The sequence below is a fragment of the Porphyromonas sp. COT-108 OH2963 genome (assembly GCF_000768895.1).
GTDB lineage: Bacteria > Bacteroidota > Bacteroidia > Bacteroidales > Porphyromonadaceae > Porphyromonas_A > Porphyromonas_A canoris.
On the sequence record NZ_JRAP01000008.1, the window covers coordinates 300,826 to 321,665 of the forward strand.

The window sequence follows — 20,840 nt, forward strand, 5'->3', positions numbered from 1 at the left end:
TACAGAAAAAAAATTGTGTACGTACAGAAAAAAAATTGTGTACGTACAAAAAAAAATTTTTGTACGTACAAAAAAAAATTTTCGTACGTACGAAAAAATATTTTCGTACGTACGAAAATTAGGCTGCTTTCGGAAGGAAGTTTTCAATCACGCTTTACGGATTGAAAACCAGCAGATTAAAACCTCAAACTAATACCCAGACGAACTGCCGCCCGACGAACCCCCGTATAGTCCAAAACCAAAAGATTATCCACGGCAAAAATGGTCTGAAATCCGTCTCCCAAAATAACGGCTCCACCGAGACTGAAAGGGGTGCTTTTCATGGAGCTGACACTTGCCGCCATCGTAAAGAATCGTGCCGGACGGTAAGAGGAGCTGAGTGCCGCCTCGTAGTGGAAAAGTCCGCTCACCCATGCCCCACCGACAAGAGCCTTTATCTTGACAGGATCTGTCGGAGTGTATTCTGCCGTGGCACCGAGACGGGTGTATAGAGAGGAAAAGTAGGAACGTTCTGCATCACGAGCCGTAACGGCAGACTCCAGCTGTCGGATGAGAGCATCCAACGAAGGATCTTTCCCCTGATTTTTATTGATGAGAGCGTTGGAAAAATCAACGCCCTTGAACTCAAGAGCTTTATCCCCGGAGAGATCCAGCTCTACCGATTTCAGATTCTTGCCATTCCAGCGGATGAAGCCGAGATCGGTTATCGAAAGACCGAAAGACCAGTGTCTGTCGAGACGATACTCCGCGCCCAGATCCATCCCCAGACCATAGTTGGAGAAAGATTTATCGTGCAGCATATCTCTGCCGAGCGCACCCAGGTCCACATCCCCTTCCGAATTTACCCGAAGTTTCTTGGGGCTGTTTACCACATAATGCTGTGTGCCGCTCAACGCCAAAGTACGCCCCTGCTCGTCTGTGCGAAAAACAAAATCTCCGCCGTCCGAAAAAGCTCCCGATGCCATCGTGAGCAGCTTGAGCCGCCCCCCGATGCGGAGATTGCGCCGCTTCAATATCCTGTCGTTGGCATACCCGATAGCCAACTGCACGTAGCGTCTGTGTGCCATCGGAATATGCCCGAGAGAATGATCCCGACCCATATAGTGGGCGTTACCGTTGGCTACAAAGTCCGCCAAAGAAGCGGGAAGAGCCATCGCCACATCCGCACGAATGCCGAGCTGAATGGAGTAGAATCCGCTGCCGAACTTCTCTCCGTAAGTGAACAGATCCGCATTTGCCATCGTCATAAAAGGCTGACCGGCTGCACTCCTAAGTGCCCGATCCAATATCAGATAAGTCCCCTTCTCATCTTTATGCAGAACACTGCTCGGAGCCACCGGCAGACGAAGGTCTAAGCTGACCTGAGAAATGAAAGGCAGCCCCACAATCACTCTGTCGTGATCAGGGATATAAGAAGGATTTTGAGAGATCCGCGCAAAGTCCGCATCGGTGGTCAGCAGTGTATGATCCGGCTGTTGCGCTTTTGCCGAAACGGCACAGATGAAAAGAAGAGCAACGAGAGAAAGTGTCCTATATATATATGTATTCATGAGTGAATGGCTGTGAGGTTAAAACTTGTGGTTGATTCCGGCAGAGATATGCAGTGCCATGCTTTGAGAAGGACGCAGCTGAACAGTCTCCTCAGACAGTGTGCGGATATAGCCTTGCACCTTTACTTTTGTCGCATTCCGGATAAGACGGCTCTGCTCTGCGGTCAGCTCCGCAACTATACGGCTGTCGGCAAAACTCTTTCCATCCGTGCTTCCGGTTATACCACCACTTACTGTAACGGTTGCTCCCGGAATCTCTTTCCCTTTGGCATCCAAAAAGATGAGCTTTTCACAGACAATCTCGAAAGGAATGTTGCTCCGCCCTACGATGCACAGGCTGATGGTCTCATACAACCCGTCGAAACGTTTGAGTTCTTCCAAAGAAGAGAGAGGAAGCGTTACTTTCACGGGAAATTTCTCTACGCGAAGATCAAGAGGCTGCTCGAGATGGTATCCTCCGGAAAGGCGTAGCCCGGAGTTGAAAGCTATCTTTCCTCTCGTCGGGACAATCACCTTGCATTCTATCTCCATTCCGGACTTGTCCAGACCGGAAAGGAATGCTTCCAAAGCATCTCCGTCATATCTTATGGTGTGAATGTCCTCCTGCTTCAGACTCTTTATGTCAAAAACTTTTATCGGAGGAATATAAAGAGGAATAGAGCTTGATTTCTTGAGAGATTTCAGCTTGGCACCAACAGACATACCCATATCCACGCCCTTGGTTTTCAGCGTAAGATCAAACTTCGTGCCCTTTAACCACAGAGCTTGAGCACGACTCCACTCATCGAAATTCCACTTGGTGGTATTCGTCCGAAAAATTATTTCCGTAGGATCTACAACGCCTTTGAACTCTTTTATCTTTGCTTTCAATATCTCGATCTTTATCTCTATCGCTTCTCCTTTCTTCAAAACAACATCTCCAGGACTGTTTTCGGGGATGATGGAAAACTCATAACCCATGTTGATGGTATTACCGTTGCCCGGCAAAAGATTCACTCCCGGCAAACGGAACGTGGCTTCCAACTCTTTATCTTTCCCGTTGGAGCTCAAATACAAACGGATGGGCTCTCCCTGTTCATCGGTTGCATTGACCAGTCCAAGGATGAACGTTGCTTTCATGGGAACGTTCGAGAGCTTCACACGAATATCTCCTTCCAAAACGATCCTCTCGGAAGATTTTATCTTGTCCGATAGTGAGAATGTAAATCGACCAAGCTCCAGAGGAAAGATCTGCCCGATTTTATTCAGATCATTTCCGGGTATCACCATATCCTGAGAGTACCCGGCAGAAGGCGCTACAAACGTAAATTCAGCATCCTCTACCTGTTGGGCGGTAAAAGAGCCGAGATCCCACCGGAAAGCGTTCGGATCTTCCAACTTGATCAATAACCTGTCCTTCTCTCGGTCTATCTTCAAGGCTCCGTTTCCCAACTTATGCCCTAAGAGCACTTCTCCTATACCGACATCGGCATATCCCAAAGGAAGTACCCAATCTCCTTTCTCTTCCATCCGGATTTCCGGCTTCCGAGAAAAAAGATCGGCATCTCCGCAAGACTGGAAAGAGATTGACATCAATAAGCCACAGAAAAAGGCTACTAAATCTTTTCTTATCATATCTGTTACTTTATTGTATATTCCTCATTCTATGTACACAAAGGTAGTTATTTTATAAACTTCACATCTCATTTGTGCCTTTGACTTGAGGTAAAATCAATATTCGGAGTTTTAATAGAAGAAGAAAAAGAATAGATACCAATTCGGACGGCATTATTGGATGCTGTTTTATGCTGTTATTTTAACTCAATGTTTTATCTTTGTGGAAGAAACAGAATAAATCATAAAAGAAGCTACAACGCCTTATGAGCAATAGAGGCAGGTATTGGGGTAGAATACTTTGGGGCTTTTTAGCCCTGTTCTGTTGCGGACTATGCTTGCAAGCGGGGGCTCAGATCGTCTCCAAACGCCCTCGCATAAGTATGCAACAGATGGGTGTGAGCATACTGCAACAAGGGCAGATCCCGACTCTTGAACTTGCTCCTCTGAATGTAGATTCCATGCTTATCGTCTCGCAAAAGAGAGCAAAAGACCTTAGAGGAGCAGAGCTGTTTGCTCATAAAAGACCGGTAAGCGTAAATCTTCTCCAAGACGGACATAGACAAAAAGCCTCCGATGGACGAACATTGATAAGATATGCCGTAAAGGTTCCCAATGCCAAGGGACTCAACTTTTTCTTTGACAGATTTTTTCTTCCGGAAGACAGCTACATCACCATCTATTCGCTGGACAATCCGGAAACATTCATAGGACCCTTCGGAAATGAAAACAACTCGGAAAGCAAGGCTCTTCCCACCATGTCGATCGAAGGAAATACTGTCCTCATCGAATTGGATCTCCCCTTTTCTTTAGAAGAGAAAGCAGAACTGCATCTCGGAGAGGTGAATGCCGAGTTTCGCGCTCAACCTCGCGAATCCAATCCCAAAACATTGCCATGTACCCCGAACGTTGTCTGCCTGCCTCAGTATAGCAGAGAGAGCAAAGCGGTAGTCAGTCTTATCGTCAACGGAACGGTAAGAGGATCCGGAGCCATGATCAACAACACGGCAGAAGATGGGCGTCCCATTTTAGCCACAGCCTCTCACGTTTTGCTGAGATCGTTCTTCGACATAGACAAGGATTATGATCATCTTGCCAAAACAGTCGTGGCATACTTCTCTCATCAAACTACCGACTGTGAGGGTCTTATAGCTCCTCCCGTACAACAATCCATTGCAGGGGCAAGACTCCTCACGATTTATGAACCGGGAGACATGTGTCTGCTGGAGCTGAACCAGAAGCCTCCCATAGAATATAACGCCTACCTTGGAGGGTGGAACAGGACTGTCTCCAATCCGGATGGTCCTTTTGTCTGTGTGCATCACCCCAACGGGATGCCCAAACGTTTGTGCATGACCACAAAGCAGGTTGTCAAAGGTTGGCCTCCGAGTTTGAGCTATCCTTATCCCATAGAGCCCAATCTCTACTATTGGTGGGTAAAAAAATGGGATCTTGGAGTAACGATGCCGGGATCTTCAGGTTCGCCCCTCTATGATGCGGAAGGTTATATGATTGGATTCCTTACTGCCGGAGCATCCGAATGCGACTCTCCTTTCAACGATGTATATACGGGTATCGGATTCAACTGGGATAGCAGAAAGAGGCCATCTATGCCGACAATGGGACAAATACTTGACCCGACAGGCTCCGGCATGGAAAAGATAGCGGGAAGACCATTGTACAAAGAAGCAAAGGAGGTAAACACATGGTCTAATGTGATGGATAACTACAAGGCTGATATTCTCAAGTCGCTCTCCCTATATACCAATAAGATAAATCCTCTTCCCAAGACAGTGGCAGAACGTTTTCGCGTTCCTGCTTCGGCATCCCCCATCACACTGCATGGGATGACTACAACGCTTCACATTCCTGTATCCTTAAATAAGGTTCCTCCAGTAGCTGTTCCGTACACGATTTATCGCCGCATGCCTTCGGGAGATGTCGAAAAGATTTTATCCGGAGACGTTCGCTTGGATGATGTGGTTAGCAGCAATAAACAAGCGATCCACACAACTGAAGATGTGGTGGCTCGTGGAAGTGTCGAGGTGTTCAGTAGCTTTACAGAGCCTATCACCTTGTCTTCCGGGAATGAAATACTTGTGGCTTACCAGGTGGATGCGATGCAGTCTGGCATCACTCTGCTTACAGCTCCGATCCGTGGCAGGGAGAATTATCTGTGGACTTCCTCCGATGCTGCATCATGGACAGAATGGCCGGAAGCATTTAGAGGCATATCGCTCTGCACAAGACTTTCCTATACCGGAGAAAAACTGGACTATGAGGATCTGCCTCTTGATGCAAAAGACTACTTTAGATTGCGCTACACGGGAGGAGATCTACTCGTACAATTCAAAGAGAATCCATCCGGAGAGATGTTTAGCAAACACACCATAACGCTTTATACCCTATTAGGGCAGAGAATGATACAGAGCGAGACTCGTTCTCAAAGCGTTACGCTGAATGTTGGATCATTTCCTCCGGGCATTTATATCATTCACGTAACGGACGATAAAGGCAACAAACACTCGAAAAAGATCCTTTTAGATCCGAAATAGAATAAGACATCCCAATATTCCTACATCAAACACACTCCAAGATGAAACATTCTCTACACACAGCATTTAGTAGCAAGCTATTTCTTCTCTCTCTGCTTGCCTTGTTTATTACCTCTTGTACTTCCAACAAAAAGAGCATTATCGATGGTCATGTTAGAGGGGCTGAAGGTAAAACCATCTACTTGGAGCAGAGAAAACTATCAGGTGTAGAGGTTTTGGATTCTGTCAAACTCCACGCTAATGGTTCTTTCAAATTCACCGAAGAACTTGGAGAACTTCCCGAGTTTTACAGGCTAAGAGTGGAAAATCAAGTCATTACTTTGGCAATAGATACGATATCACACATCAGAGTAGAAACGGATTACTCCAGCTTTGCCACCGGATACACTGTGGAGGGATCTGCCACATCGGAAAAAGTAAAAGAGATATTCCTTGCTCAACTGGATGCCAATGTAGGTATATCAAAGGACTTGGCAGAATATGTGGACGGACACATGCCGGACTCTGTATTCCAATCCAAACAGAAGCAACACATAGAGCAGTACAAAGAGGTAGCTATCAAATATATCTACGAAGATCCCGCATCGTTGGCAGCATACTATGCGCTGTTCCAAGAGTTGGGTGGTTACCTCATCTTCAACATCTATGAAGAGGCAGACTCAAAGCTGTTTGCCATTGTCGCTACGGCTTTCGATGCCGAATATCCGGACGCTGAACGCTCTAAGCATCTGCACAAACTGGCTCTGCAATCTATTGCTGCAGTTCGCAGTCAAAAGAACCAGCAACAATTACAAAAAAGCTTTGAGAACAGTGCCGCAGTTGTAGGCTATCTGGAAGTAAGTCTTCCGAATGCCAAGGGAGACACCATCTCTCTTTCTTCTGTTGTAGGAACAGGGGAGATCACTCTTCTTTCTTTTACTGCCATGGGCGCAGAATGGTCTGCGGCATACTGTGAGAGTATTGATCTTTTATACCAAAACTATCATAACAAAGGGCTTCGCATTTACCAAGTCGGTCTTGAAAGAGATGGACACATTTGGTACAGCACCATTCAGAACTATCCTTGGGTAAATGTACAAGATACGGATGGTGTCTTCTCCAAATATATCGGTCTCTACAATCTGAACACGTTGCCGACAATGTTCTTAATCAAAGACGGAGAACTCAAGGCAAGATTCACGGACTTTAACGAGGTACTCGCTACGCTCGACAAGTGGCTCTAACATAAAAGCCAAAAGAAATCTTTCTGCCGTATAGTGTCTTAGAGACAGAAAGAACAATCACATAGCTTTCTAAAATCCGCACCTAACCGATTCACTGATGGGATGAATCTATCTTGCTATGAACGAGCGCGGTTTGAATAATATGTTTATATTTGCAACTATAATAGTATTTATAAAAATAGGCAGACAAAACAGATGAAACAATTTATTAAAATGGTCTTTGCTTCTTGCTTGGGAGTGATCTTAGCAAGCGTAGTGGCAATGATCCTGTTTTTCTTTGTGGTAGTTTCGGCTATAACAGCCAGCATATCAGCTTTCACAAGCAGAGAAGATACTTCTGTATTTCAAGTTGAAAGTGGAAGTATATTAGAGATAGTTCCGGGAGGAGTTATCTCCGAAAGCAAAGCAGATAATCCTTTTGCAGCATTCTTGCCGGGCAAACGAGATAGTGAGGGGATGCTTACTCTTTCTGAGATAAAGAAGGCAATCCGCTCAGCTGCAGAAGACCAAAATATTGAAGCAATTTATATCGACTTCTCAGGTGTCGGCATGGGTTATGCCACCGCACAAGAGATCCGTCAAGAGTTGGAGTCCTTCAAGAAAAGCGGTAAGATGATCTTTACGTACGCAGATGTACTATCGGACAAGAGCTACTACCTTGCCAGCGTCGCGGACAAGATCTATATGAATCCTGAAGGTATGCTGCCTATGATGGGGTTGAGTCGACAAGTAATGTTCTACACAGGACCTCTTCAAAAGCTTGGTGTTGAAATGCAAATCTTTAAGGTAGGGACTTTTAAGGGTGCCGTAGAGCCTTTTGTTCTGAAAAAGCTAAGTGAGCCGAACAGATTGCAACTACAAGAATATATAAACGGACTTTGGGACAATGTAGCTGATGCCATAGTTGCCTCTCGTGGTATCAATCGCGATAGCCTTGAAGTATTCGTGAACAGAGGATACGGCATGGGATCTATCCGAAAGGCTGTAGAATATGGTTTGGTAGACTCTCTGATGTACAGCCTTGACGTGGAACCTATGCTGGCGGAGCGTTATACAGGAGAAAGAGACAAAGAACGCTATAATGGTGTAACGGTTTCACAATATCTCCGCTCCAAAGGTGCTCGTTACGTATCCAAAGGAGACGCTATCGGCGTCGTTATTGCTGAAGGAGAGATTCGAGAATCTGCAGGAGAATTTGAAAATACCACCATCATTGATATGGATGTTGCAAAGAAACTGCGAGAATTGGCAGAGGATGACGACATCAAGGCGGTGGTTATGAGAGTAAATTCTCCGGGAGGATCTGCATTCCTTTCCGAACAGATTTGGAAAGAGGTCAATGATCTTAAAGCCAAGAAGCCGGTTGTTGTTTCCATGGGAGATTATGCTGCCTCTGGCGGATATTATATCTCTTGTGCTGCCAACAAGATATTCGCAGATCCTACGACCCTTACCGGAAGTATTGGTATCTTCGGGCAGTTCCCGAACTTCACAGGAGCAGCCAATAAGATTGATTTGACAATGGATGTGGTAAAGACACACGAATTATCAGATCTTGGAAATACACTTCGTCCTATGACAGATAAGGAGAAAGCTGTAATCCAAAATATGGTAGAACGCGGCTACGAGTTGTTCAAGAAGCGTGTGGCAGACGGAAGAGGCATGACCGTTGCTCAGGTCGATAGTGTGGGACAAGGTCGTGTATGGCTGGGACAAAAAGCCATCGAATTGGGACTTGTAGACAAACTGGGTACTTTTGATGATGCCGTGGAAGAGGCTGCTCGTCTGGCTGAAGTGGACAAGTACTACCTCTACTATCCGAAAAGCGATAAAAAAGAGTGGTGGATGAAGCTTGTCGGTGGCTACTCAGATGTGAAAGCCAATCTATTCGACTCGCTTCTCTCTCCGGAAGAGCAGAAGTTCCTGAACGCTATCCGTAAGGCTCAGCGTACAACAGGAATTCTGGCAATGCCGGAAATAGACATTACAGAACAGTAAAATAATCAGAACCCCGAAAGGACTTTTACAGGTGCTTTCGGGGTTGTGTACTTAATAAGCCCTTGGACAGGGCTCTTTTGAGCAGGAAAGATGACCATACCTAAACGTAACATATTGCTAAAGATCCCCTCCGTATTGTACGGAGTAGGCGTTGCTTTGCGCAATTTTGCGTTTGACAATGGTTGGTTACTTTCCGAAAAGCCTCCTGTTCCGACAATCTGCGTTGGGAATATTGCGGTGGGAGGTACGGGGAAAACGCCTCATATAGAGTTTTTGATCCGCCAGCTTTCTCCTCTCTATCGCATAGCCGTTCTCTCCAGAGGTTATGGAAGAAAGAGTAGCCTTCCTATGGAGGTTCTTCCGGAGCATACTGTGGATTTGGTCGGAGACGAACCTTTGCAGATCAAGCAAAAGTTCCCCAATGTCTATGTCTACGTAGATGGCAGCAGACTCAGGGCTATGGCTCACTTTGAAGCCATGCCCAAGGAGCAGCGTCCGACATTGATTTTAATGGACGATGGCTTTCAACACAGATACGTCAAGCCTACATATACTATTCTTCTTACCTCATTCCAGAGACCATTTACGCAGGATGATCTTCTTCCCTATGGCAATCTGAGAGAGCCTCAGGAAGCCAAGTATAGGGCAGACTCTGTGATTATCACTCGGACGCCGAACAGTATAAAGCCGATACAGATGAAACTGCTGGAAGGAGAGATGGAGCTACAAGCACATCAATCTCTATACTTCAGTTCCATGCGTATGATGCCTCCAAGGAGGATACTTACTGATGAACAGATAGGTTCTTCTTCTCATACCATTCCTCCTCCCAATAGAGGGTCGGAGGTAATTCTCGTGGCAGGTATTGCCAATCCGAACATTTTCTTTCTTCGCCAAAAGGGAGAAGGTTATGTAGAAAAGATGAGATTTGCATTCCCGGATCATCATAACTTTCAGAAGAAAGAGGTCGAATCTATCATCGAACAGCTAAGAAAACATTCGAATGCCTATCTGCTTACAACGGAAAAAGATTCGGTAAGACTCTATCCGCACCTGCTATCAGTAGCTTCGGAAATACAAGCCCGATGTTATTGCGTTCCTATGGAGATTGCGATGGCTTCAGATGCTCAAGCTAAATTGCTGACTGAGATCCGCAATGTTTTGGCACTGGAAAATAAAAGAGAAAAAAAGCATGAGAAGTAACCACTACTGCATTATTCTTGCCGGTGGAGTAGGAAGTAGATTCTGGCCACTGAGCAAAGCGTCTCAACCGAAACAGTTCATAGATGTGTTGGGAACTGGTAAAAGTTTCATACGTATGACATTCGACAGACTCTCTCCTCTCTTCCCGACAGAGAACTTTTATGTTATGACCGGTGAAGCCTACCGAGAAGATGTTTTGGCAGAACTGCCCATGCTAAAAGCTCATCAAGTCCTCACGGAACCGGAAAGACGCAACACCGCTCCATGTATAGCCTATGCGGCATATAAGCTGAAGCAAAAGGATCCGAATGCTCTGTTATTGGTTACACCTTCTGATCATTATATTGCAGATGAAGGTCGCTTCCGTGATTGCATTGCAAAACAACTCGAAGATGCTGAAAAAGAGGATGCTCTGTTTACTATCGGCATTCGTCCTACTTATCCAGCCATAGGCTACGGTTATATAGAAGTGGAACAAAGCATCATGAGACTGAATCGCTCTCAGCCGGTACTTCAATTCAAAGAAAAGCCCTCCCTTCCTGTTGCCGTGGATATGTTGGCTAAGGGCAATTATCTTTGGAATTCCGGTATGTTTATATGGAAAGCCTCGGTTTTTACCTCTGCTTTAGAGGCTCACTTGCCTGAAGTATCATCTCTGTTTGCCCCTATCTCTTCCTATAATACTCCTCAGGAGAGTGCAGATGTGCGCCTTGCTTTTCTCCGTTCGCCTTCGGTCTCTATTGATTATGGGCTTATAGAAAAGGCTCATAATGTAAAAGTTGCACCTTCCGATTTTGGATGGAGCGATCTTGGAACATGGGAAAGCCTTTATCGTCAGTTGGATAAAGATGATGCAGAGAATGCTGTCTCCGCACCGAAAGCCAAGGAGGTAGATCTGCGGGAGTGCCGAAATTTGCTTGTCAAGTCCTCTTCTCCCAACAAACGCCTTGTATTATATGGCATAGAAGATATGCTGGTTGTCGATACCCCTGAAACTCTCTTCATCTCTCGTCGTGGAGACGAGGCTGCGATGCACGAGATTATAAAAGAAAAGCAGGAGAAGTAGTCCGATAATCTACTCCCTCAACACCCTCAAAAAGATATTCATAATCCACGCTCTATCCTCTTCCGAGCTTATTGTCTCGAATGGGATGGACGATAGCACGATGTGATAAGGAGACTTCGTGGTTATCCCCAAGGGTGTCCCATCATGGGTGGCAATAAACATCCTCACATCTTTTTGGTTATAGGGCCAGAGAGCATCTACCTTATCTATATAGTAATGGTTCGGATTTGGGAAAGAGTGCACCTGTACACTGTAATAGTTTCCTGCTTCTTTCGGATTGGTCAAGTCTCGGATCATCATCTGCCCGTTTACGGGAACAGTCTGCACTGAATCGGGAGACGCAAGATTAAGAACCGTGTTAAGGAAATTCCTATCGTAGCTGTCAGGTAGAGAGTGAACAGGTGTGGAGAGATCCGATACAAGGTGAGCGGCTGTCAGTATCAATCGTCCGCCACCCATCAGATAAGACTCTACGGCAAACTGCAAATCCGGACTCATGCTTTTATACTTCATCTTTCCATAAGAGGGAGTACCTATCACCGTACTGCGTTGCTTGCCCAAAACAAGATCCACCACCGCATATCTCTTGAGCATTTCCGGCTCTTTCTCTACACGACTGACCGATGAAGAGAAGAACGAACAACCCGAAGCCATCAAAGCCTTACCGTGAGTATAGGGGTAGTCGAAGCTATTTCCGGCAACATGATCCACGGCGGATATATCTTTCAGATAGGGCACGCCGGAGTCATACTCTCCGAAGAGAGAGGGTGCACTCACCCTGTCAAAGCCGTTTACCACAAGTACATCTCCATGTGCCTGAATGCTTATACCGGCAGACACGATCTCTGAAGGGAAGCTCTCTCCTCCGTCATTCACTCCTGTAATCTTGAATGAATATATACTGTTCTTCTCCACAGGGAGAAACAGAATAGAGTCGGCAACAATCAATCCGTTATCAAACCCGCCATTATTCTTCCTCGTATAGACCATATAATGGTGAGGAGAGGCAGAGGGTTCCAAAGGATCATGTCGAGGCGACCATGTCAGCACTACCGAATCTTGCCCCCAAGGCTCTACTGCGACACCGGTAGGCGGAAGAGGTTGCACCACATACTTCTGACCAAACTCGTAAGACAAAAACTTCAGAATACCTTTATATATAGCTCTCGAATAGGTAAAGCGAAAATCGGGATCAAGACCATACTGCATATCTGCACGATTTTGATGAGAGATCATTTCGAGGAGCAACGAAGGGGCATGTTGCCATGTTGCTTCCGAGTAGTTTTTATCCCACATTCCCCTCCGTACCCAATCTTTCCGGTAGGTACGCCTCAAATCCTCCATGATGGTTGTCTGCACAATATCGGTAAGATCTCTTGCGGCACTGCGAGATATACCATTAGGATAACGCCCCTCCTCGTGCTGGCTGTTGTATATCCCAAGCACTCCGAAAGTCTCTTCCCCATCCCTCACGCCGGCATCCGAGTGTAGCGCAAAAGAGAGGTCGATAGGGATGTTCAATCCACCCGAATAAGAAGTGGTGGGAAGCCCACCCATCAGATAGTTTACCCACTGTCCGCGAGAACGATAGTCATCCACATAGTCATTTGCGCTCTTGCTTCCGTTGTATATACTATCGGGAACACCTGCCCACTGCATCCAGTATCTTGCACTCTCTGCATACCTCGGCATTCCACTTACAGAGTAGGTAGCAGGGATTGTACGCTTTCTTCTTCCACGTCCTACCACCTGTGGGTATCCACGCTCTACGTGTCCCATGCCTCCACCTATCTTTACCGCATCGGCTGTTACTATCTTTCCTGCCGTTGCGCTTTCGTTGGTAAGGGTTATAAAGTTTTGGTCTACGCCCTCTTTTTCAGGCTTAAAAAGAAATGTTCCGAGATAGATCCATGTTCCTCCTCCCATTGTTTGGTTCACCACAAAAGTAGATACCCCTCCGGCATGATATACGGAATAGTGAGCATCTTCCACACTGTTGGGGAGCGACTTATAGCTGACATAAACAGCATATTCTGCCTCTTTCGTGATCTCCGGTATCCATGTGGCACGGCTCAGATCTCCTTTGGTTCTACTCTCTATCTGTCTGTAACTGCCTTGAGAGAAAGGGTTCTCATTATCTCTCAATCTGGCAGTGGTGTAGGCAAAACCGCTCTCCTGACCCTCTTCCCACTTTACACGAGCATTTCGTTCGGCATAGACACCTTTCGTCAGTACCGAAGCATCGTTGTCTATAATATACTCCTCCCTGTTCATATCCCTTTCTCGTGGCAGGAGTACCACTGCTCCGGCTTTCTCCAGCATGGGTACCACATAAGGAACGATATAGCTTTGTGTGAACAGATCTTCCGTTGTGCCGAAGACCAAAGGGCGTTGCCACTTCCATTCGTTCTTTTGTGTATCGAAGTATCTGCCGTGACTCTGCCACATCGCAATATGCCTGCCTTGCAGACCGGCTGTTATGGCGTATGGCGTACCTGTCTTTCGGACCAACGGGGACTCCGTCTTTCTCACCGCCTTTTCGCCCCACTTCTGTCGGGATGAGCGGTAGTGCTTTCCTTTATACGCTTCCGGGATAAGATCCTCTATATTCTGTCCGTCTACCCTGATGGCTATCTTGTACTCCTGCATCCCTTCGGGAAGAAGAGACGAAGCGTAGGCATATATATCTTTTACCATCTCTTCCCGGTAAGGGACATTGAGACCGTTCGTATTGAGATTCAAGATAACCATGGCTCCTCCTACGGAAGCCGACTTCACCTCTACCCGTCCGGTAGAAACATTACTAAAGGATGGATGCAGCTCTATATATTGTCCCAGAGGGGTGTACCACTGTTCTTTTCTGATGCTTCTCTGTCCCCATACAGACCCTGTACAGACAAGACAGATAAAGAGAATAAACCAAAATCTTTTTGTACCTATCATGAAAGCAAATATAAGAGAAATATCAGAGGTTATCCCTACATTTGTGCTTAGGTAAAAAAGTTTATAGATTTTTATTTCCCCATGGTCAGACTCCTGCACAGTCGCTTTATGGAATGCTCCGGTATCTCTACGGACAGCAGGCATATTGCGCCCGGTTCGCTCTTCGTAGCACTCAAAGGCGAACACTTCGACGGCAACACCTTTGCCCTCCAAGCCTTGGCATCCGGAGCCGCATACGCTCTTGTGAGCGATGAGGCTCTGCAACACAATCCCCGATGTATCTGCGTGCCCGATACGCTGCGTGCGTTGCAGGAGCTTGCACACTATCATCGCAGGTTGTTCGATATACCTGTGGTGGGCATCACGGGTACTAATGGCAAAACCACCACTAAGGAACTGACCCTTGCCGTACTCCGTTCAAAGTACAATGTTCTTGCTACAGAAGGCAACCTCAATAACCATATCGGTGTGCCTCTGACACTTCTCAAGCTCAACCCTCGGCACGAAGTCGCAATCATCGAAATGGGAGCAAGCAAAAAAGGAGACATAGAAGAGCTGGTGAATATAGCCGAGCCGACCATCGGGCTGGTAACCAATATCGGAGCGGCTCATCTCGAAGGCTTCGGCTCTCTACAAGGTGTATTGGAGACCAAGAGCGAGCTTCCTCACTTTCTTCTCTCCCGTTCGGAGAAGAGGGGGAGCTACATCCTCAATCTGGACGATGCGCTTCTCTCCGGAAAGTGGAAAGGACAGGAGACATTCTCCTATACCGCTCAAGGCTCGGATCAGGCAAGACTTTTTGGAGAGCTTCTCCCATCCGATGATCCTTACCTCTCGGCTAAAATCTCTTTCGATGCGGAAACATACCACCTGAAAAGCTCGCTTGTCGGAGGCTACAATCTGCCCAACGCACTGGCGGCACTCTCTTTGGGGCATCTTCTCGGTGTCTCTCTTGAAGAGGGAATCAAGGCTATCGAAGCCTATACCCCCACCAATAAGCGGTCTCAACTCCTCTCTCTGCCGCAGCATACACTCATATTGGACGCTTACAACGCCAATCTCTCCAGCATGAAAGCGGCTCTCTCCAATCTGGAGCTACTCTCTCGTGCGGAGAAGAACGTGTCTGCCATACTTGGCGATATGCTCGAAATGGGAGAAGAGACTGCCCACGTCCATACAGAAGTACTCGAAACGGCTCTATCCATACCACGCTTGTCTCCTCTCTATCTCGTAGGGGATGCTTTTGCCGAGGTATGGCACCGGTTGGCTTGCAGCCATACGGACTCTTCCGTCTATCTCTTCCCGACAAGTGCCGACCTCCTCTCCTCCCTTCGTTTTGGGGAGATACCTCTTCCGCCTGCCGGCTCTACCATCCTCATCAAAGGGTCTCGCGGCATGGCATTAGAACAGGTTTTACCTGTTTTTGAAGCAGAAATACGGTAAGATTATCCTATTTCCGTTTTAAGAAATACTCTTTTGGGGCTGTGTCAAAATTCATTTTTGCACAGCCCTTTTGGGTTGCATCAGAACGCATAAAATACGAGGAGCAAAGAATGAAACCGGAAGAAACACACTCCTTATATGCAACCGAAGCCGAATATCTCAAGTAGCATCGCAGTTTGCGCACTTTCACCCTCCCTCTTTTCTTCTTGCCGCTCTTTGCTGCTCCCTTTCCTCCTCCTGTGCAGCCTCTATTCTTTTCGATTTCATGCGCACTCATGCGAAAAATAGCCATTTTTAGTGATTGCAGGCATTTCGGAAAGTAAATACCTTTGCGCTGTTAAAATGGAGATCTATTGTAGGCTCTCCACACTTATTACAGGTCGTTTTCTTGTCGTTTATGTATGCACGTTGAGTGTTTTGTGAAGAAAACGCCTCCTTTTATCTCTTGTTTCCGAGAGGATTAGAATAACTTTAATGACAAAATAATATGATACAAAACAGACTTACAGATGTTCCGGAAACCATGCTGATAACGCTGTGGGCTAAGGCGGAAGAGGCAAAACGGGCGGATGCACTGCTCTATGACGAAAAGGCAGTGGAGATCATTCAGAAAATAGAGTACGACTTCTCGAAGTTCAGCAAAGGGAAGTTTTCCCAAGCAGGCTGTTGCATCAGAGCAAGCCTCATAGACAGAGAGGCGAAGGAGTTCTTTGCCAAACATCCGGATGCCGTTGTGGTGCAGCTGGGAGCAGGTATAGATGCCAGATATGAACGGTTGGGCTGTCCGGCGATAACACACTGGTACGATCTGGATCTAGAAGAAGCCATCAATCTGAGACGTCAGCTGCTATCCGAAAGCGAGAGAAACACCTACATCGCCTCTTCCATGTTTCACTACGATTGGGCAGACAAGGTGAACTCTCACGGCAAACCGGTTCTTATCATCCTGGAAGGCGTTCTGATGTACTTTACTCCCGAAGAGGTTCGAGGCTTTTTCGATGAGATCTGCAAACGTTTCAGCAATGCGACCGTCCTGTTCGATATGCTTGCATTCTCATTGGTCGGCAACTCCAAACGGCACGACACACTCCGCAACTTCGGAAAAAATGTGGAGTTCAACTGGTCTCTGCTCGCAACAAAAGAGATGGAAACATGGCATCCTAAGATTAAGCTCGAAAAAGAGTACTATATGAGCCAACATGACAACGGCAGGATTCCGTTTATCTTCCGAATGCTCTACAAGATCCCATACTTTTTCCGCCGTTTCAATCAACGCATTGTCAATCTCCGGATCGGCTGATAAACAATATCCTATCCGGTAACAATCTTATAACACAACATAAAAACAGAACAGATGCAGTACATCATCATTACATTTATCATCTTTTTTGCACTACGACTTGCCTCTCTATCTTTCTCCATCCGTAACGAAAAGCTCCTGCTGAAAAAAGGAGGAGTGCAGCACGGAAAGCTCAACTCCCTCCTGCTCACACTGGCTCACATCGCCTACTATTTCTCTGCACTATATGAGGCATACACTACCGGAGTGGAGTTCAACACCATTTCGATAGCCGGTGTAGCCGTTATGGCATTTGCTTACGGCATGCTCTTCTATGTCATCTACAAGCTCAAAGATATTTGGACGGTAAAGCTCTATATCGTTCCCAATCAGCGTATCGAAAAGAGTTTCCTCTTCAGAACGGTGCGCCATCCCAACTATTTCCTGAACATCATGCCCGAACTGGTCGGAGTAGCACTGCTCTGCAACGCCTGGATGACGCTTGCGATAGGCTTTCCGCTCTACTTCTGTCTCCTTGTTGTCCGCATCAGACAAGAGGAGAGAGCCATGAAAGGGCTGTGGTGTGCATAGCTTGCAGATGGATTCGGAACGAAAAACCGAACCGTCGGAGCTGTTCCCGGTTCGCTTTTTTGTAAGTCGTCTTGTCGGTCGGAAGTTTTGAAAGTTTCTTTCCGCCGAAATCAGAGATTTTTCTTGACTCTTGAAGGTGTCCTGAAATCCTCTTTTAAGAGGTTTCCGGGCACCTCATTTTTATATATTCCATCCCGAAAAATGCTCACTTTTTTTTCGGCTCTCTATTTTGATCGGAGGGGTCGTTTTCAGAACACGACCGAACTGTTAAATTCGGGCTGTTTTATTAACACAAATTCCGATACCTGTTAAGCAAAAACAGTAAACGAGCATATTCTTTCGGCTTAACGTGTTTAATTTTTCAGTAAACACGTTTACCGATTTCATTGAACACGTTTACCGGATTCGATTAACGTGTTTAGCCAAAAACATTAAAACACTAAGAATCAACAATCTACGTATTTCTACCCCAAAATGTGCCTGAAAAGGCAAATTTCTTTATTAAGAAACGTTTACAGAGACAGGTGTTAAAATTTACAGCTATTAACGCGAAAAAGCCCCATGAAACGGACTGAGAAAAAATTTTTTCCAAATTCGCGATTTTCTGTATCTGATTAGATATTAGAGAATTAAGTTCATTTATCTATTTTATTCCCTAAAAACAGGAGCACGAGATTCGATTTTGGGAGAGCTTCTCCGCACTCCATTTTTATATAAAAGTGCACGCCGGGAAAAGTGAATAGTTCGGAGTAAAAACGATACTCTTTCCGTTTGCTCAATAGAGGTAGGGGTGTTATCTTTGTTTCACTGAAACTAAATCCAAACATCCATGAATGAAATACGTTTGTTCCTGAACGAGATTATCTCCAAGCTCAATATCATCCCCACAGATACGGCAGATGGAGGGACGGGAAGCATTCTGCGTCCTCTGCTGATCATCGGTGTCATACTCCTCTTTACCGTTTTGGTGGAGCTGCTTCTGCGTATAGTCTTTGTCCGACTCCTTCCCAAAATACTGGACAGACTCTCTGCTTTGGAAGACCTGAGGGTAGAAAGCCGTAAACTTCTCTCGAAGATCACACGCATCTGCTCGGTCTCGATCTTCTCCAATCTGCTGTCGCTCCCCTTCCCGATGGAGGACAATATGTTCAGAAATCTGCTCGAAATAGTTTGTAGCATATACATAGCGATACTCATCATCCAGATTTTCCACATCGCACTCGATGCTATAAGGAGCGGAATGCTCTCTTCGGAGAAGTACCGCAATACGCCGTTCGTGAACCTGTTCCAGGTTTTTAAGATCATCGTGTACTGTATCGGTGTCCTCTACATCGTCTCTCTTATCTTCAACATAGACATGAAGACGGTCTTCGGAAGCTTGGCTGCCCTCTCTGCCGTACTGCTTCTGGTCTTCAAAGATACGCTTATGGGCTTTGTGGCAAGCATACAGCTATCGAGCAATGATATGATTCGCGTGGGCGACTGGATCACATCCCCCAAACACAATGTAGATGGAGACGTGGTGGAGATCTCGTTGGCAACGGTGAAGATCAAAGGCTTCGACAATACGATGTACACCATTCCGCCTTATGCGTTGGTAGCGGATCCGGTGATCAATTGGCGTGCTATGCAAGACACCGGAGCACGTAGATGTATGAGAAGTGTATATGTGGATATGAAGACGATAAGGTATGCGGATGACGAACTGATCTCCCGTCTTCAAAACACTGCTGCGCTTGGAGAGTATATCTCTAAGGTTACGGATGAAATTCGTGAGCAGAATGCACAGGTGAGCGAGAACGATCCGCTAAGTATGCGTCGCCTGACAAACGTTGGTCTGTTCAGAAGATATATTGTGGAGTATCTCAAACACAATGATAAGATAAACCAAAATCACACGCTGATGGTGCGCCAGAGAGATCCGGAAGATCGTGGTCTGCCTCTACAGCTTTACTTCTTTACGAATACGGTAGTATGGGTAGAGTACGAAAGTATTGTCAGTGATGTCTTCGATCATGTCTTTGCCGTGGTAAAGTATTTCGATCTGGATCTCTTCCAAAACATCAATAGCCTCGACGGTGTACAGATCCCCGACCCTGCGGAACTGCGTACCTACGTTGAGAATATCAGTAAGAAGGGGAAGTAAGAACTCTTGTAAAAGGGCATAAAAAAGGAATCATCTTGGTAAGCTACTGCTTTTCCAAGATGATTCTTTCTTTATAAATGAAGTAAGTTGCTCTTAGTCTATCTTGCGAGAACCATCGCTGATGACAACGTTGTACACCTTAGGTTCGTAGCCGAATCTCTCTTTGAACATCTTCTTGGCGTTTTCGATAAAGAGTTCGTAAAGCTCTTCCTTCACAAGGTTGATGGTACAGCCACCGAAGCCACCGCCCATAACACGAGAGCCGGTAACGCCACACTCTTTTGCTATATCGTTCAAGTAGTCCAGCTCTTCGCAGCTCACCTCGTAGAGTTTGCTCATTCCCTCGTGTGTCTCATACATCTTTTGTCCTACGGTTTCGTAGTCGTCACGTTCGAGAGCATCACAAACATCAAGTACTCGTTGTACTTCTTCGATGACGTATTCCGCACGCATGTAATCTTCTGAAGATACTTCGCTCTTCACCTCTTCGAGCATCGCCATGGAGGCATCACGTAGAAACTCCACCTCCGGATGGCGTTTCTGTATCGCTTTCACCACGTTTTCGCAAGACTCTCTACGCTTGTTGTAGGCAGAAGAAGCGAGTTCGTGCTTCACGACAGAGTCTAAAAGCACCAATTTATAACCTTGCGGATGGAATGGGAAATATTTATGTTCAAGCGTCTTGCAGTCCAAACGGATCAAGTGATCCTTCTTACCGAATACGCTGGCAAACTGATCCATGATGCCGCACTTCACTCCCACATACTTGTGTTCGGTAGCTTGTCCGATCTTTGCAAGCTCAAACTTATCTATCTTACCGCCTCCGAACATTTCGTTGAGCGCATAAGCGTAAGTGCTTTCAAGGGCAGCGGAAGAAGACATACCTGCTCCGAGAGGAACATCACCCGCAAAAGCGGTATTGAATCCCTTTACTTCCACACCGCGTTCGATGAGTTCACGGCAGACACCATAGATATATTTCGCCCAAGATGTACGTGGAGCATCATCCGGACCGAGCCCGAACTCGATATAGTCTTTAAGGTCTATCGAGTAGGCGCGCACTTTATCTGTACCGTTTGGCTTTATTTCAGCCATCATGCCTTTATCTATAGCACCGGGGAATACAAAGCCCCCGTTATAGTCTGTATGTTCTCCTATCAAATTTATACGTCCCGGAGAAGCGAACACTTCCCCTGTAGATCCATCGAAGTGCTTGATGAATCTACTTCTTACGAAATCTAATTCCATAG

The 20,840-nt window shown here is 46.2% G+C and carries 13 protein-coding genes; 9 read left to right on the forward strand and 4 right to left on the reverse strand.

Going from position 1 to position 20,840, the window contains the following annotated elements; genetic code table 11:
• Nucleotides 1-176: 176 nt before the first annotated feature.
• Entirely contained in the window at nt 177-1,550 is a 1,374-nt protein-coding gene (locus tag HQ39_RS04940) for a DUF5723 family protein (protein ID WP_036864230.1), read from the reverse strand.
• Between the two features lie 18 nt (nt 1,551-1,568).
• On the reverse strand, nt 1,569-3,164 hold the full coding sequence (locus HQ39_RS04945; protein WP_152565508.1) for a hypothetical protein: 1,596 nt from the start codon (nt 3,162-3,164) through the stop codon (nt 1,569-1,571).
• A 245-nt stretch (nt 3,165-3,409) separates the two neighbouring features.
• Between HQ39_RS04945 and HQ39_RS04950 the strand changes: the two genes are divergently transcribed.
• From HQ39_RS04950 to HQ39_RS04970, 5 genes are all read left to right on the forward strand, one after another.
• On the forward strand, nt 3,410-5,698 hold the full coding sequence (locus tag HQ39_RS04950) for a T9SS type A sorting domain-containing protein (protein ID WP_036864232.1): 2,289 nt from the start codon (nt 3,410-3,412) through the stop codon (nt 5,696-5,698).
• Between the two features lie 41 nt (nt 5,699-5,739).
• Nucleotides 5,740-6,921, forward strand: a complete 1,182-nt coding sequence (locus HQ39_RS04955) for a DUF4369 domain-containing protein (RefSeq protein ID WP_036864234.1) — start codon at nt 5,740-5,742, stop codon at nt 6,919-6,921.
• A 195-nt stretch (nt 6,922-7,116) separates the two neighbouring features.
• Nucleotides 7,117-8,919 carry a signal peptide peptidase SppA gene (sppA, locus tag HQ39_RS04960; RefSeq protein WP_036864235.1) on the forward strand — a complete coding sequence of 601 codons (1,803 nt, stop codon included), beginning with the start codon at nt 7,117-7,119 and terminating at the stop codon, nt 8,917-8,919.
• Nucleotides 8,920-9,009: 90 nt separating this feature from the next.
• A complete protein-coding gene (lpxK, locus tag HQ39_RS04965) occupies nt 9,010-10,122 on the forward strand; it encodes a tetraacyldisaccharide 4'-kinase (RefSeq protein ID WP_036864236.1) in 1,113 nt (370 codons plus the stop codon).
• The gene (locus tag HQ39_RS04970; RefSeq protein ID WP_036864238.1) at nt 10,112-11,188 is read left to right on the forward strand and encodes a mannose-1-phosphate guanylyltransferase; all 1,077 of its coding nucleotides are present in this window, start codon (nt 10,112-10,114) and stop codon (nt 11,186-11,188) included. The genes lpxK and HQ39_RS04970 overlap by 11 nt, the downstream gene beginning before the upstream one ends.
• Nucleotides 11,189-11,197: 9 nt before the next feature.
• Here the strand turns inward: HQ39_RS04970 and HQ39_RS04975 are convergent, their stop codons facing one another.
• On the reverse strand, nt 11,198-14,131 hold the full coding sequence (locus HQ39_RS04975) for a xanthan lyase (RefSeq protein WP_152565509.1): 2,934 nt from the start codon (nt 14,129-14,131) through the stop codon (nt 11,198-11,200).
• 81 nt (nt 14,132-14,212) lie between these two features.
• On the opposite strand from HQ39_RS04975, the gene HQ39_RS04980 reads away from it, so the two are divergent.
• The 4 genes from HQ39_RS04980 (at nt 14,213) to HQ39_RS05005 (ending at nt 19,590) form a co-directional block, all read left to right on the forward strand.
• Nucleotides 14,213-15,574 carry a UDP-N-acetylmuramoyl-tripeptide--D-alanyl-D-alanine ligase gene (locus HQ39_RS04980; protein WP_036864240.1) on the forward strand — a complete coding sequence of 454 codons (1,362 nt, stop codon included), beginning with the start codon at nt 14,213-14,215 and terminating at the stop codon, nt 15,572-15,574.
• A gap of 487 nt (nt 15,575-16,061) precedes the next feature.
• Entirely contained in the window at nt 16,062-16,874 is an 813-nt protein-coding gene (locus tag HQ39_RS04990; protein WP_036864243.1) for a class I SAM-dependent methyltransferase, read from the forward strand.
• Between the two features lie 54 nt (nt 16,875-16,928).
• Complete coding sequence (locus HQ39_RS04995; protein ID WP_036864246.1) at nt 16,929-17,444, forward strand: isoprenylcysteine carboxyl methyltransferase family protein; 516 nt, start codon at nt 16,929-16,931, stop codon at nt 17,442-17,444.
• A gap of 829 nt (nt 17,445-18,273) precedes the next feature.
• The gene (locus HQ39_RS05005) at nt 18,274-19,590 is read left to right on the forward strand and encodes a mechanosensitive ion channel family protein (RefSeq protein ID WP_052079455.1); all 1,317 of its coding nucleotides are present in this window, start codon (nt 18,274-18,276) and stop codon (nt 19,588-19,590) included.
• 93 nt (nt 19,591-19,683) lie between these two features.
• On the opposite strand, the gene galK is transcribed toward HQ39_RS05005, so the two are convergent.
• Entirely contained in the window at nt 19,684-20,838 is a 1,155-nt protein-coding gene (gene galK, locus HQ39_RS05010; RefSeq protein ID WP_036864250.1) for a galactokinase, read from the reverse strand.
• Nucleotides 20,839-20,840 lie beyond the last annotated feature (2 nt).